This window comes from Belliella marina (assembly GCF_042682445.1).
GTDB lineage: Bacteria > Bacteroidota > Bacteroidia > Cytophagales > Cyclobacteriaceae > Belliella > Belliella marina.
The window spans coordinates 264,632-278,990 of record NZ_JBHUHR010000015.1; the positions used below are offsets into that span (position 1 = coordinate 264,632).

Sequence of the window (14,359 nt, forward strand, 5' to 3'; positions counted from 1 at the left end):
TAATATTTCTTGACCAACATTATATCTTGTACTTCCTCCCGATCTTGATGTTATTTGATTTCTTACTAAATCAGTTTTTAAAGACTTATTCAAAAAAACAGGTTCATATTCTCCCACTTTTTTTCCTCTAATTACAAATCCTCCAAATGTTGCAGTTTTGTCTCTATCCAAATAAACACTTGTAGATCCTACTTCTTCTCTTGTCTCTGAACTTCTTTGAAATAAGATGTCTCCGTAGTTTACCGGAAATTTGTCAAAGATGTCTTTATTGACATTTACACTTCCAATAATTTTATTGTGTGTTATGAACTCATTATTTAGAATGTCCAATACATTTATAAATTTGTATCCACTCCCATATTGGTCTTTTGTAGCATTTATACCATTCTTAAATTCCATTAAATCACCCAGTCTTTTCACCTCCCACTCCCCCTCAAACCCCGGGAATCTCAGCTGTGGGATGTTTGGATTTCCTGTATTTTGAACTTTTGTGATTAAGGATTTTAAATCCTAAATGCAGAAGATTCAAAATCCTTAATTTCTAATTGCTTTTCTTTGAGTTGTCCGATAAAAGATACCAACAGAGATATTAACAAAGAGATCACTCCTTTGGAGCTTTGATATTGAACTTGATTTTCTACAAACACCTCATCTCGGTGGAATTTCTCTTAAGCTCCATCGAAGCAAACCGTTTGTAGCAGATTTATGTGCGGATATGTGTTTAGCTCCACCGGAGCAATCTGTTTTTTTAACAATCAAACAATAAATGATTTAATAATTAATCTTAAAACCAAATTTGGATGAACAAGCAAAAACCAATTTCAGAAATCGTAAAAGTGTGGAAAGTAGACAAAAAACAGTACGTAAAAAAATCAAGCTTTTCGGCTTATGTGCTATTAATAGAAAACCACATATTACCCGTATTTGGAGACAAATACAACATTGAAGAAGCAGAAGTGCAAGTATTTGTATTCCAAAAACTGAAACAGGGGCTTAGCCATAAAACCATCAAAGACATCCTGATTGTCCTGAAAATGATTCTCAAATTTGGAGCGAAAAACAAATGGCTGGATTACACACCTTTTGACATCCAGTATCCCACTGAGCGGGAAAAACACAACATCGAAGTGCTTAGCCGAACCGACCAGAAAAAAATAATGAACTACATTCAGGAACATTTTACCTTTCGCAACTTGGGGGTTTACATCTGCCTTTCTTCGGGAATGCGCATCGGGGAAATTTGTGCCCTGACTTGGGAGGATGTTGATACAGATACCGGGATTATTAACGTGAATAGGACCATCCAACGTATCTATGTCATAGAAGATGGGGAAAGAAAAACGGAACTTATCTTGGACACGCCCAAAACCAAAAATTCCATCCGTGAAATCCCCATTAGCAAAGATCTGCTGAGAATCCTCAAGCCTTTTAAAAAAATTGTGAACCCGTCATTTTTTGTATTGACCAACGATGCCAAACCTACAGAGCCCAGAACATATCGCAGCTATTACAAAAACCTGATGAAAGAATTGAATATGCCAGAGCTTAAATTCCACGGACTCCGGCACAGTTTTGCAACCCGCTGTATTGAGAGTAATTGTGATTACAAAACAGTGAGTGTACTCTTGGGTCATTCCAATATCAGCACCACCTTAAATCTCTATGTCCATCCCAATATGGAACAGAAAAAGAAAGCCATTGAGCAGATGTTCAAAGCATTGAGATAGTTGTGATAATCGAGGCTTTGCTATAATGATAGCAGAGCCTTTTTTTGTTATATTTGGTAATACATGCTACATCAATCCAAAATTGTTTTTGATTAGCAATAACCAAAACGGGTCGCTCCTATGGAGCTTTGTGATTATTGTGCACTTTGTGCTACAAACAGTATGCTCCTACGGAGCCATTAAACGAAATAAAATCCATAAAACCGTTCGTAGAGAAAAAATGATAACCAAAACGGGTCGCTCCTATGGAGCTTTGTAATTGCTGTGCCTTAAGTGCTACAAACAGCATGCTCCTATGGAGTAATCAAACGAAATCGGCTCCACATGAAAATGTTTGAAGAGAAAAACTGATCGCTCCTACGGAGCAATTAAACAAAATCAAATCCATTAGAAAGAAACCGTATGTGAAAGTATAATAATCAAAGCAGTCCTGTAGGAGCGAAACTGTTTGTGGAAAAATAATAACCAAAACAGCTCGATAAGAGCAAAACCGTTTGTAGAAAAAAGAAAAGCCAAAACAGCTCCGTAGGAGCAGAACCGTTTGTAGAAAACATCATTAACCATCAATCAAGCTCCGTAGGAGCGACCTGTAAATATGCCTAACACCTATACACAAATTTACATCCAAATAGTATTTGCCGTAAAAGGCAGGCAATATTTGATTTCAAAAAATAAAAGAGAAGAATTACACAAATACATTACGGGAATTGTTCAAAATAGAGGTCATAAAATGCTTTCTATATTTGCAATGCCAGACCACGTTCATCTTTTGGTGGGGCTCAAACCAAACATTTCCATTTCCGATTTGGTGAGAGATATCAAATCAGGTTCATCAAAACATATTAATGACAACAATTGGGTAGTGGGCAAATTCAATTGGCAGGAAGGCTATGGGGCTTTTTCATATTCTAAAAGCCAGATTGATAATGTTGTAAAATATATTTTAAACCAAGAAGAACATCATAAAACCAGAACATTCAAAGAAGAATACATTGATTTTCTAGTTAAATTCGAGATTGAATATGATGAAAAATATTTGTTTGAATGGATTGAATAAAACGGGTCGCTCCTATGGAGCTTTGTAATTTGCTGTCCACTTGGTGCTACAAACAGTATGCTCCTATGGAGCAATCAAACGAAATAAAATCCGTAAAACCGTTTGTAGAGAAAAAATGATAACCAAAACGGGTCGCCCCTATGGAGCTTTGTAATTTACTGTCCACTTGGTTCTACAAACAGTATGCTCCTACGGAGCAATTAAACGAAATCAAATCCATTGGAGAGAAACCGTTTGTGAAAGTATAAAAACCAAAGCAGTTCTGTAGGAGCGAAACTGTTTGTGGAAAAACAATAACCGAAACAGCTTGATAAGAGCAAAACCGTTGGTAAAAAATGAATAGCTGAAACAGCTCCGTAGGAGCAGAACCGTTTGTAGAAAATATCATTAACCATCAATCAAGCTCCGTAGGAGCGACCTGTAAATATGAGTAAACAATCCGAGCAGATTTTAGAAGAACAACTCCTGATCCAGTTACAAAAATTGGGGTATAAATCTATCACCATTGCTGATGAAAAAGCCTTATTGGTCAACCTGAAAAGCCAATTGGAAAAGCACAACCATATCAAATTTAGCGATAGTGAATTTGAAAAAGTATTGAATATTCTCAACAAAGGTTCGGTATTTGAAAAAGCTAAAATTCTCCGTGAAAAAAAGCACCATATCATCAGGGACAATGGAGACAATCTGTATTTTGAATTGCTGAATGTAGAGCATTGGTGTCAGAATGAATATCAGGTAACCAATCAGATCTCGCAAGAAGGAAAATATCTAAACCGTTATGATGTAACCTTGCTCATCAATGGTTTACCATTGGTTCAAATAGAGTTGAAGCGAAGGGGTTTGGAAATGAAGGAAGCTTTTAACCAAATCAATCGTTATCAAAAACATAGTTTCGGAGCAGGCAAAGGATTGTTTCATTTTGTTCAATTGTTCATTATCAGCAATGGTGTAAACACCAAATATTTTAGCAACTTCGGCACAAACAAACAGCAATATCTCCAAACTTTTCACTGGACCGATGAGCAAAACAATCCAATGAACAACATCCTGAATGGTTTTACAGACACGTTTTTAGAACCCTGCCACGTCAGCAAAATGATATGCAAATACATTGTGCTAAACGAAACAGATAAATGCCTGATGGTACTTCGTCCGTATCAGTATTATGCCGTAGAGAGCATTATCAAAAAGGTGACTGAAAATGAAATTTTGAACGGGTATAATGTAGAAAAAAACGGTTATATCTGGCATACCACAGGAAGTGGAAAAACCTTGACAAGCTTCAAGGCAAGCCAGATTTTATCCAAAATTCCAGCTATCAAAAAAGTGGTTTTTGTGGTGGACAGAAAGGATTTGGATTATCAGACCAATCAGGAATATGATAAATTCAGCAAAGGCTCAGTAAGCTCCGCTACCAACACGGATGACCTTATTCGGAAATTCAATGACCCAAATGTCCGGATTATTGTTACGACTATCCAAAAACTAAACAATGCTATTTCGGGTAGGAATTTATTGAAAATGAAGTCCATTCAGGATGAGAGGATGGTCTTTATTTTCGATGAATGTCACCGCTCTCAGTTTGGCGATACGCATAAAAACATTGTTGCTTATTTTACCAATATTCAATTGTTTGGTTTTACGGGTACACCGATTTTGGAAAAGAATTCCGACGGAATGAATACGACGGCAAGCCTTTTCGGAAAATGTCTGCATAAATACGTGATAACCGATGCGATACGTGATGAAAACGTATTGAAATTCTCTGTTGAATACATACAAACGTTTAAGAAAAAAGAAAATATCATTGATTTGAAAGTTGAGCAAATCAACGAATCTGAAGTGTTTGAAGCTCCTGAGCGCAAAGAAGCCATTGTAGATTACATCATTCAATACCACGATCAAAAGACACAAAACAGAAAATTCTGTGCAATGATGTGTGTACATAACATTGATGCTGTGATCCAGTACTATGAAATTTTCAAACGTAAGAGATTAAAGGGTGAACATAACCTGAAAATAGCTACCATTTTCAGTTTTGCCCAAAACGAGGATGAGATGGAAGAACAAGTTATTTCTCAACTCAATATAGCGGCTGAGCCTCAAGCGGAATACGGATATACACCGCATCGTAGGGAACTGTTGGAAATTTATGTACAAGATTTCAACGAAATGTTTGGTGAAGCTCAGAATATCCAAGACAATGAAGGCTTTTACAAATACTACAATGCTGTGGCCAAAAAATCAAAACATCCTAAACACGAAACGGATATTCTTTTGGTTGCCAATATGTTTCTAACTGGGTATGACAGTAAAAACCTAAATACATTATACGTTGACAAGAACCTACAATATCACGGATTGATACAAGCTTTTAGCCGTACCAACCGTATTTTGGATAAGAATAAAACGCAGGGGAACATCGTGTGTTTTCGAAACCTGAAAGACAAAACAGATGAGGCAATCGCTTTGTTCAGCAACAAGGAAGCCATTGATGAAATTATCGTTGAGCCTTATGAAACCTATGTTGAAAAATTCAACGAAGCGACCCAAAAGTTACTGGGAATCGTCCCAACGGTCGATGCTGTAGATGGCTTATATTCGGAAGAAGATAAACTACAGTTTATCTTGGCTTTTCGTGCACTGATGCGCTTGCACAAAAAGATGAGTCATTATACCGAGTTTACTTGGGAAGATTTGCAAATAGAGGAACAGCTTTTTGCAGATTACACGAGTAAATACTTAGATCTGAAAGATGAAATCAACCCCGATAATTCACCGGAAAAAACATCTATTCTGAACGATATAGATTTTGAATTGGAATTGATACGACGGGATACCATCAATGTTACCTATATTATCCAGCTGTTGATTAAATTCAAATCTAAACAAAGCACGAAAGATAAGGGGAATATTGAAAATGAAATCTTCAACTTGCTCAATACCGAAGCTACCCTTAGGAGCAAACGGGAATTGATAGAGAAATTCATTTCAGAAAATCTTGGGGTTATCAGTGATCCTGATGACATTTCTCCAGCATTTGATCAATTTTGGAGCGAAGAGCAACAAAAGGAATTTACCAAAATCATTCAAGAGGAAAACCTATCGACCGAGAAGACTGAAAAACTTATCGAAGACTATCTGTTTGCGGAAAGAGAACCTCTCCGAGATGAAGTGTTGGAACTTATAGAAGGAGAAAAGCCAAGTCTGCTCCAGCGTAAAAAATTAGGCGACAGGATTTTGAAACGTATCAGGGGTTTTGTGGAGACATTTATAAATGGAATGAATACAAATCCATAGATTTTGGACTCTTGGAGAAGATAAAGGGAAAAAGAAGAAAGGTTTGACATTCAAATTTTCAAAGAAAACTTGAATGTCAAACCTTTTTTGATTCTAAAAAAGACATTTATCTATATGAGTATCCGCAATGTTGCACGTTGTGATAAAAATGACTTTATTCGATGTGGATACTCGTCAACAAACAACAGTTCACACTTGTGCGCCGCGGCGTAGTCAACAGAAACTCAAATTGCTCACCCAACAATATTTTGTTTGGCTACGTGCAAGAAAGCGGATAGTCATTTTTATCTATAGCATCGACCTAAACTGCTTCAAAAACCTGACGTCATTTTCTGTGAATAACCTGAGGTCTTTGATTTGGTATTTTAGCATTGCTATACGTTCTATTCCCATTCCGAAGGCAAAACCTGTGTACTTTTTGGAATCTATCCCACAGTTTTCCAATACGTTTGGATCGACCATTCCTGATCCGCCGATTTCTACCCAGCCAGTTCCTTTGCAGACATTGCATCCTGATCCACCACATAGTTGGCAAGAAATATCAATCTCGGCACTTGGCTCTGTAAAAGGGAAATAAGAAGGCCTAAACCTCACTTTGGTTTCTTTTCCAAACATCTCCTTGGCAAAGTGGTAGAGCGTGTTTTTCAAATCTGCAAAACCCACATTTTCATCAACATAAAGACCTTCCACTTGATGGAAAATACAATGTGCCCGAGCCGAAATCGCTTCATTCCTATACACTCTTCCTGGAGAAAGTGTTCTGATCGGTGGCTTTTGGTTTTCCATCACCCTTACTTGCACTGAAGAGGTATGGGTCCGCAAAGCGATATCAGGATTTTTTTCGATGAAGAATGTATCCTGCATTTCCCTTGCCGGATGGTTTTCCGGAAAATTCAATGCCGTGAAGTTATGCCAATCATCTTCGATCTCAGGACCTTCAGAAAGGTTGAACCCAATCCGCTCAAAAATCTCAATGATCCGCTGACGTGTAGCAGTCAACGGATGGATTCCGCCTACAGCATTGTTGGTAGGAGGCAATGTCAAGTCAATATCCTGGGATTTTGACTGCTTTTGGCTGTTGTTTACCTTGTCAATCAATTCTTGGAATTTCTCTTCAGCAAGAACCTTCACTTCATTGATCAACTGGCCGTAGGCTTTCTTTTCTTCGTTGGGAACATTTCTCATTTCAGCAAAAAGCTCCCCAACGACACTTTTTTTACTGATATATCTCATTCTGTAAGCTTCAAGCTGTTCTGCATTTGTAGCATCAGCCGCTGCTATTTCAGACTTTATGGCATCTAATTTCTCTTGTTGCATCTGCTCCAGATTTTTTGAAAATACAAATCTATAAGATTCTGATAGAATGGCGGATTTTTTATACCCTAAAATCCGAAAACCTTTCAGGTTTTGTTGATTGTTGGCTGCCAGTTAAAATTATTGAGCGAAACCTGAAAGGTTTTTATCAAACAATTATTTGATCGCACGAACATATCAAGGATTTTGGAAATCACAACAAAAAGGCTTTTATTCCTTCTTTTTAAGCTTGGCAATGTAAAACCCATCAAAGCCACTCTCTTGGGCCAATACTTTTTGGTCTTCCAAAAGTTCGAAAGCCTTGCCCTTTTCGGAAGCCAAGAATTTGGCAATCTGATCCTGATTTTCACTTGGCAGAATACTGCAAGTGGCATAGACCATGATTCCCCCTGGTTTCAACATCGCAGAGTAGTTTTGGATGATCTCTTGCTGGATTTCTTGGACTTTTGCGACTGATTCTGGGGAGATTTTCCATTTGGTATCCGGATTTCTTCTCAATACCCCCAAACCTGTACACGGCACATCCAACAAAAGTCTGTCAGCAGACTCTTTCAACCTTTTGATGGTTTTGTTTCCTTCGATTACTCTTGGTTCGATGATGCTTACCCCAGCTCTTCTCGCCCTTAGTTTGGCATTTTGTAGTTTCCAACCCTCAATATCCATAGAAAGGATCCTGCCCTTATTTTCCATCAATGCCGCTAGATGGAGAGATTTTCCACCAGCACCTGCACAAGCATCGATCACCCGCATTCCCGGAACCACATCCAATGCCTGCGCTACAAGCTGTGAAGAAGCGTCTTGTACTTCAAACATCCCTGCTTTAAAAGCTGGGTTTTTGAAAATATTCTGTCTTTTCCCTAACACCAAAGCATCTTTATATCCTTTTGGAGCATAAGTTTCGACTCCCTCTTCAGCCAATCTGTTCATGAGATCTTCACGGGAAGTTTTTAGGGTATTTACTCGGAGTACTACATCCGCCTGTGTGTTGAGCGTTTCGATCTCTGAATCCCACATTTCTCCCAAAAGGCTCTCGCCCATTTCATCCAACCATTCTGGAATCGACTGAAGCGTTGCTCTGTCTTGGATTTTGTTGAATCTATGTTCCACCATCTTGGAATCGATTCCTTTGAACTCTTTCCAGTCAGGCAGTTCGTTTCCTTGAAGAAGCCAATATGTCCCAAACAAATGGAATGTATTATCAGATGGGCTGATTTTGTTGATCAATTTCCACCAGCGAACCATATCATACACCGATTCTGCTATGAATCCCCTGTCTCTAGCCCCCCACTTGGGATTAGAGCGTAAAGTTTTTTCAATGACTTTATCTGCATATCTGTTATTCTTGAAAATGTCCTCAATGGCCGTGATGACCCCGTGGACTGTACTGGTGTGAAGCTTCATGATTGTATATTTGAAAGGGCAAAGATAGGAAGAAAAGCGTGGAATTGGGGAAAAGAGAAAAATTCAAAATATAATACTGAAAATAAATTCTCGGTATCATCATTGCGGATTCTTGGAAGGTAGAGGAAATGAATGTAAAGATGATTAAGTTTGAGCTATGGGAGAGAAAAAATGTCCCCACTGTGGGAATTGGTCCAAATGGACGACAGATATCAACGATTTGTGTGAACATTGTGGAAAGCCTTTGGGTGGTCGAGATTTAGAATACAAAGAACAAAGGGATCGGGACACAAAAGCCAATGAAGAGCAATGGATTTTTTACATCAAAGAAACGGACACTGAGTTCGTCAAAGGCATGAAAAAAGTCGGGAATTTCTTCTACACCATCTATATGGCAATCTTGACCTTCTTGGCTTGGGTGATTGCTGCTCTTCCAGGCTGATGTCCGTATTCAAGAATATTTATTTCATCATAGCTTGCCTGCTTTTTTGGATCAATCAGGCAGTAGAAAAGGTATTTGGGATTTTTATTCCTTATGTCCATGCGTATTTGGATGACCTATTGGCGATGCCCGTGGTATTGGGATTGACTTTGCAGGTATTCAGGTGGATTCATCCGTCGGGAAATCAATTTTGTTTCACCAAAGTTCAGTTGGTCGTAGGTTGGCTTTATTTTTCATTCCTCTTTGAAATATTGCTCCCCAGGTGGTCAGCTATCTATACAGCCGATATTTGGGATGTATTTTGTTATGGAATCGGTACGGTTATTTTTGATAGATTGATCAATAGGAAACATTAACTTTGTCCAAATTTTAAAATTCAATGAATCTAAGATCCCTCTTCAGCCAATACTCAGAAAAACTTCAGGCTATTTATGATAAGCAAGAAGCAGAAAGTTTGGTTTTTTGGCTTTTTGAAGCTTTTTTGAACAAAGGTAGATCGGAAATTCTCAGAGATGAATTCATCGAAAGTGCACCGGAAGAATTGGAAAAGGCTTTGTTCCAGCTTTTGGAGAAAAAACCGATTCAGTATATTCTGGGTACAGCGCCATTTTATGGAAGGGAATTCAAGGTTGATGCTTCTGTTTTGATCCCCAGAAATGAAACCGAAGAGCTTGTTCATTTGATAATCAAAGAAAACAAGCGGTTGAATCTCCGCATTTTGGATATTGGGACTGGTTCGGGCTGTATTCCTATCAGCTTGGCACTTGAGATCCCCTCTTCCAAAGTGTACGCATTGGATGTAAGTAAAGAAGCTTTGGCTGTGGCAGAAGAAAATGCAGAACAGCATGAAGCAAGAGTTGCGTTTTTTCAGACAGATGTTTTACGTGAAGAAATACCTATAAAGGAGTTGGACATCATTGTCAGCAACCCTCCTTATGTTTGCGAATCAGAGAAAAGCTTGATGCATGAAAATGTATTGCAGTTTGAGCCACACCTAGCCTTGTTTGTTTCAGATGAGGATCCTTTGGTTTTTTATAAAGTCATCGCACACAAAGCCAAATCACATCTAAAAACTGGCGGGAAAATCTATTTTGAAATCAATGAAGCTTTGGGAAAAGCAACCCAAAACCTTCTTGTAGATCTTGACTTTTCAGATGTAAAAGTATTGAAAGATCTAAATGGCAAGGATAGGATGGTGAAGGCTGTGTGGGGTTGAATAGCTTCATGATTTATTCAGTTAAAAAGACATCCATATTTGAAGTATAGTTATTAGTCAAATGGTGATCAGTGGATTATGGGTCAAGGGTTTGATTCACCATCATCGAGAAGATAATTTATTGAAATTCATCTGTAGCTTAAATCAGCCGATTTTTGAACTTTATACACTATACTTTTTTGCTTACACCTCCATCACAAATTCCCCAATCCAAAACAGTTTGTCTGACTTAAAGACAGCCGTTCCTTCTTCTACCTCGATGAAAGTAGCATAAGTAATGCGCTGGATTTGGCTATCATCCTCTTCCTGAATCTCAATAAATGTACCTTCAGGCGCATGAAGCTGCAAGGCGGTTCCGTTATGTTATTTTTTGAAAAAATATTTTTAGAAAAGAGTTTTCTTCATTTTAGCTTCATTTTCGTGCTTTTACTTTGAAGCATAATCAAACGATACTACCATGAAAAATTTAGCGATTTTACTTCTGCTTTCTGTATGTGCAAGCTTTAGCTATGCCCAATCAACAGAACCGGAAAAAACAAAACCAACAAGTACAGAGCTTCCTGAAAAGGCTGAAAAAGGAGCCGAAATAAGTCAAATGGCGACCACCATTGAAGGTGGTAAAGAAAAAGGAATTAGTATATCGAGTGCCGCTAGAAAAAGCTCCCTGCTTAGACAAAGGGCAGAATTGGGAAACGCCAATTCAGAAGCAGGTAAAGAAAGAGCTGCTCTGGGAGAGGCAAATGCTGAAAAGGGTAAAGAAATTTCCAACCAAGCCAGAACGGGTGGGGATGTAAGGCCTGCACTACCAGCACAAGCTACCAGACCAACTATCACAGTACCACAGGCAAGACCAAATCCACCAGTGGTCAGACCAACTACACCGGAGAGACCTGCAAGGCCAGTGACCCCTCCAGGAGGTAGACCAGGCGGAATTTAAAATGAACAATTAACCAACTACCAATTAAACAGGTGCGCCTTTTTAGAAGCGCCTGTTTTTGGTTTATCTTTTCCTTTAAAGGGTATTTATTTAAATCTTGCAAAACATGAAATTAAGGTTAATCCTAGTATTCGCTTTTTCCATTACAATAATCAAATCTGCAATCTCTCAAGAGAGTGACTCAACTGATGTTTCCGGGGAAAAAGAGGTCTATGACTTTATCTTGATCAATGCCAAATACCAGAATGCATTCCATTTTCTTGGAAGGGATTTTGGGGAAAATATCCCACTATTTTCCACTGATATGATGTATTATTTCCATTCTGGATTATACTTCAATGCTTCTACCATAAAATTTATGCAAGCTGAATTGCCTTGGCAATATGCTTTGAGTTTGGGGTACAATAAAGACTTGAGTGAAAAAACAGACTTAAACCTAAGCTACTCACAATTTTTTGTCAATGAAAAAAGTGATATCACAGGTATTCAAAACCTTGGGTTTCTTCAAGGGACCTTGGGGTGGGAATGGGGTTTGCTATACAGCAACATCCAAGCCCAGTTTCTTTTCAACGAGCAAACAGATTATTTCCTAAGCAGTTCACACTCTAGATATTTTGAATCTGATAAGAAATTATTCAAAAAAGTCACGCTTTCATTTGAACCGAAATTCACCTTGATGGCTGGGACCTCTCGATTTTACCAAAATGGTTACGATTTGATTGATCAAGAAAACCAGGATTTGGAGAAATTCCAGCTTTTGAGCTGGGAAGCGGTATTACCGGTTGCCTTTGGGATTGGATATTGGGATATAGAATTCCATACTCGATATATCAATCCCCTGAACATCCCAAGCTTCGATGAATCCAGGAAAAGGTTTATCTTTACTTTACAGACATCATACGCTATTCCGATCAAAAAAACCAAAAAGTTATGAGAGTTTTATTAGTCGAGGATGAAAAGCAATTGGGGATCGAGATAATAGACTTCCTGAAAAATGATGGATACGTCTGTGACTGGTCCGTTAATTTAGATGACGGGTCAGAAAAATTAGCCACCAACCCATATGATTATGTATTGCTCGATTTGGGACTGCCGGATGGTGACGGTCTGGAATTGATCAATGAAATCAATACCTGCCAAAAAGATGTGTCTATCATCATTTTGACAGCAAGATCCGAAGTGAATGATAAGATTGAAGGTTTGCAGCAGGGAGCTGATGACTACTTATCCAAACCATTTTCACTCTTGGAGCTCAAAGCAAGAATGCAGGCAATAGCAAGGAGAAAAGGAGGCTGGAACAACAATGTTTTAGAAATTGGGTCATTTCAAATAGATCTTAACAGCAAAGAGGTATATCATGGTCAAGAAGGGATTCCCATGACAAGCAAGGAATTTCGACTTCTCCATTTTCTTCTGATTAACAAGAATAGAGTTCTCAACAGATTTCAACTTGCTGAGCATTTGTGGGGGGACCATTTAGATGATGACCATCAATCCAATTACATTGATGTACATATCAAAAATATCAGAAAAAAGATGGGGGCTTACGCAGATGTGGACTGGCTAGAAACAGTCCGTGGATTGGGATACAAAATCAGAAAATAATTTTCATGAGGATTTCCAGGCAATTACTTTTATATAACTTTCTTTCCAAAGGGCTAATCCTTTTGGTCTTCATGACTGCCGCACCCTTCTTGCTGAAATATTTTGCACTGCGGAACACTGACAGCCAACTCCTTGAAAAAAAGAACGAGGTACTGGAGATTATTTCAAAAAATGGGATGGACACTTTTATAGCCCAAGAAGATCCAAGTGTTGGCTTTGGATCATATAATATTCTCAAAGAAGAATATATCTTACTTGAACACTGGGAGTTCAGTACGGATGTAGATACAATTTTTGTGGAAGACAGGATTCTTGAAAAAGAGAAGGTCACTTACCGCGTATATTCGCACACTTTCAATTTTGGAGACAACAATTATATTTTAGAGATCGGTAGAAGTATAGAGACAATCAAAGAGATAGAGGCAATCCTTTTCAATATTCTAATAAGTGCACTGATCATATTCCTTGTGCTGACCTCTATTTTGGATTCACTTTATACAGAAAGGATTTTACTTCCCTTCAAAAAAATCATCAAGTACAAACTCTCTCAAATCAACGAACCACAGCAGTTTCCCTATTTGCAAATTGCGAGCAATACGGATGAATTCAAACTTCTAGACCAATCTATAACAGAAATGATGAGAAGGATCCAAAAATCCTTTAATCAGGAACGTATTTTTATTTCACATGCCTCCCATGAATTGAAGACCCCCATTTCCATCCTTCAAACAAAGGTAGAGACATTATTTTCCAGTGATGGGGTGAGTGACCTTCAGATGGAAAAATTATTGGATATGCAGATGACTATACAAAAAATGAAGAAAACGGTAAATGCACTTTTGTTAATCTCCAAAGTGAATAACACCCAATTTCTTAGAACCGATTCTGTCCCTTTAAATAAAATCCTTGTAAACCTGGGTGAAGAGTGGTTGGCATTTGCGGAAGACAAACAAATAACTTTGAAAATCGAAAGAAACGAAGATTTTGTTTCTAAAAACAGTAATGAATCTCTTTGTAATATGATGATTCAAAATGCACTGATCAATGCTTTGAAATATACTCCTGAGGGAGGGGAGATCGTGTTGAGTGGGGCGTACCAAGTTGATAATTATGAAGTTCATGTACGTGATACAGGCCCGGGGATTTCTGAGAATCTTTTGCAGCAAGTGAAGGATGGGATTGTTTTTTTGAAAGAGGTAGAAAAAGACAAATCTGGATTTGGCTTACAAATTATGTACAAAATAGCCTTGTACTTAGGGGTCGAAATCAATATAACAAGTAGTGATAAAGGAACTGCCGTATGCTTTAAGTTTCCAACGATAGTGAATGAGCTATAGAAATACTGGGAGGTTAAATT

14 protein-coding genes are annotated in these 14,359 nt (G+C 38.2%); 10 read left to right on the forward strand and 4 right to left on the reverse strand.

Translation table 11 applies throughout. The annotated features are described in order from the left end of the window. On the reverse strand, nucleotides 1–399 hold a 399-nt coding region (locus ACFSKL_RS05425; protein ID WP_465252690.1), incomplete at its 3' end, for a restriction endonuclease subunit S domain-containing protein. A gap of 401 nt (nucleotides 400–800) precedes the next feature. On the opposite strand from ACFSKL_RS05425, the gene ACFSKL_RS05430 reads away from it, so the two are divergent. From ACFSKL_RS05430 to ACFSKL_RS05440, 3 genes are all read left to right on the forward strand, one after another. Continuing rightward, on the forward strand, nucleotides 801–1,727 hold the full coding sequence (locus tag ACFSKL_RS05430) for a tyrosine-type recombinase/integrase (RefSeq protein ID WP_376884166.1): 927 nt from the start codon (nucleotides 801–803) through the stop codon (nucleotides 1,725–1,727). A gap of 595 nt (nucleotides 1,728–2,322) precedes the next feature. Further along, nucleotides 2,323–2,784, forward strand: a complete 462-nt coding sequence (gene tnpA / locus ACFSKL_RS05435) for an IS200/IS605 family transposase (protein WP_376884168.1) — start codon at nucleotides 2,323–2,325, stop codon at nucleotides 2,782–2,784. Nucleotides 2,785–3,210: 426 nt separating this feature from the next. Then, nucleotides 3,211–6,087: a type I restriction endonuclease subunit R gene (locus tag ACFSKL_RS05440; protein WP_376884171.1), complete on the forward strand. Its 2,877-nt coding sequence runs from the start codon at nucleotides 3,211–3,213 to the stop codon at nucleotides 6,085–6,087. A gap of 288 nt (nucleotides 6,088–6,375) precedes the next feature. On the opposite strand, the gene ACFSKL_RS05445 is transcribed toward ACFSKL_RS05440, so the two are convergent. Then, entirely contained in the window at nucleotides 6,376–7,404 is a 1,029-nt protein-coding gene (locus tag ACFSKL_RS05445) for a phenylalanine--tRNA ligase subunit alpha (RefSeq protein ID WP_376884173.1), read from the reverse strand. 207 nt (nucleotides 7,405–7,611) lie between these two features. Beyond that, nucleotides 7,612–8,802, reverse strand: coding sequence for an RsmB/NOP family class I SAM-dependent RNA methyltransferase (locus ACFSKL_RS05450; RefSeq protein ID WP_376884175.1), 1,191 nt, complete (start codon nucleotides 8,800–8,802; stop codon nucleotides 7,612–7,614). Between the two features lie 157 nt (nucleotides 8,803–8,959). Between ACFSKL_RS05450 and ACFSKL_RS05455 the strand changes: the two genes are divergently transcribed. From ACFSKL_RS05455 to prmC, 3 genes are read left to right on the forward strand one after another with little or no spacing between them, the layout of a single operon-like run. Continuing rightward, entirely contained in the window at nucleotides 8,960–9,244 is a 285-nt protein-coding gene (locus ACFSKL_RS05455) for a hypothetical protein (RefSeq protein ID WP_376884177.1), read from the forward strand. Continuing rightward, on the forward strand, nucleotides 9,244–9,600 hold the full coding sequence (locus ACFSKL_RS05460; protein ID WP_376884178.1) for a magnesium citrate secondary transporter: 357 nt from the start codon (nucleotides 9,244–9,246) through the stop codon (nucleotides 9,598–9,600). The genes ACFSKL_RS05455 and ACFSKL_RS05460 overlap by 1 nt, the downstream gene beginning before the upstream one ends. Before the next feature lie 23 nt (nucleotides 9,601–9,623). Then, nucleotides 9,624–10,460: a peptide chain release factor N(5)-glutamine methyltransferase gene (gene prmC / locus ACFSKL_RS05465; RefSeq protein ID WP_376884179.1), complete on the forward strand. Its 837-nt coding sequence runs from the start codon at nucleotides 9,624–9,626 to the stop codon at nucleotides 10,458–10,460. A gap of 183 nt (nucleotides 10,461–10,643) precedes the next feature. Here the strand turns inward: prmC and ACFSKL_RS05470 are convergent, their stop codons facing one another. Next, entirely contained in the window at nucleotides 10,644–10,808 is a 165-nt protein-coding gene (locus tag ACFSKL_RS05470) for a hypothetical protein (protein WP_376884181.1), read from the reverse strand. A 109-nt stretch (nucleotides 10,809–10,917) separates the two neighbouring features. Between ACFSKL_RS05470 and ACFSKL_RS05475 the strand changes: the two genes are divergently transcribed. The 4 genes from ACFSKL_RS05475 (at nucleotide 10,918) to ACFSKL_RS05490 (ending at nucleotide 14,339) form a co-directional block, all read left to right on the forward strand. After that, the gene (locus ACFSKL_RS05475; RefSeq protein ID WP_376884183.1) at nucleotides 10,918–11,397 is read left to right on the forward strand and encodes a hypothetical protein; all 480 of its coding nucleotides are present in this window, start codon (nucleotides 10,918–10,920) and stop codon (nucleotides 11,395–11,397) included. Nucleotides 11,398–11,503: 106 nt separating this feature from the next. Continuing rightward, nucleotides 11,504–12,331, forward strand: a complete 828-nt coding sequence (locus ACFSKL_RS05480) for a hypothetical protein (RefSeq protein ID WP_376884184.1) — start codon at nucleotides 11,504–11,506, stop codon at nucleotides 12,329–12,331. Next, nucleotides 12,328–13,002 carry a response regulator transcription factor gene (locus ACFSKL_RS05485; protein ID WP_376884186.1) on the forward strand — a complete coding sequence of 225 codons (675 nt, stop codon included), beginning with the start codon at nucleotides 12,328–12,330 and terminating at the stop codon, nucleotides 13,000–13,002. The genes ACFSKL_RS05480 and ACFSKL_RS05485 overlap by 4 nt, the downstream gene beginning before the upstream one ends. Nucleotides 13,003–13,073: 71 nt before the next feature. Further along, on the forward strand, nucleotides 13,074–14,339 hold the full coding sequence (locus ACFSKL_RS05490) for a sensor histidine kinase (protein ID WP_376884188.1): 1,266 nt from the start codon (nucleotides 13,074–13,076) through the stop codon (nucleotides 14,337–14,339). Nucleotides 14,340–14,359 lie beyond the last annotated feature (20 nt).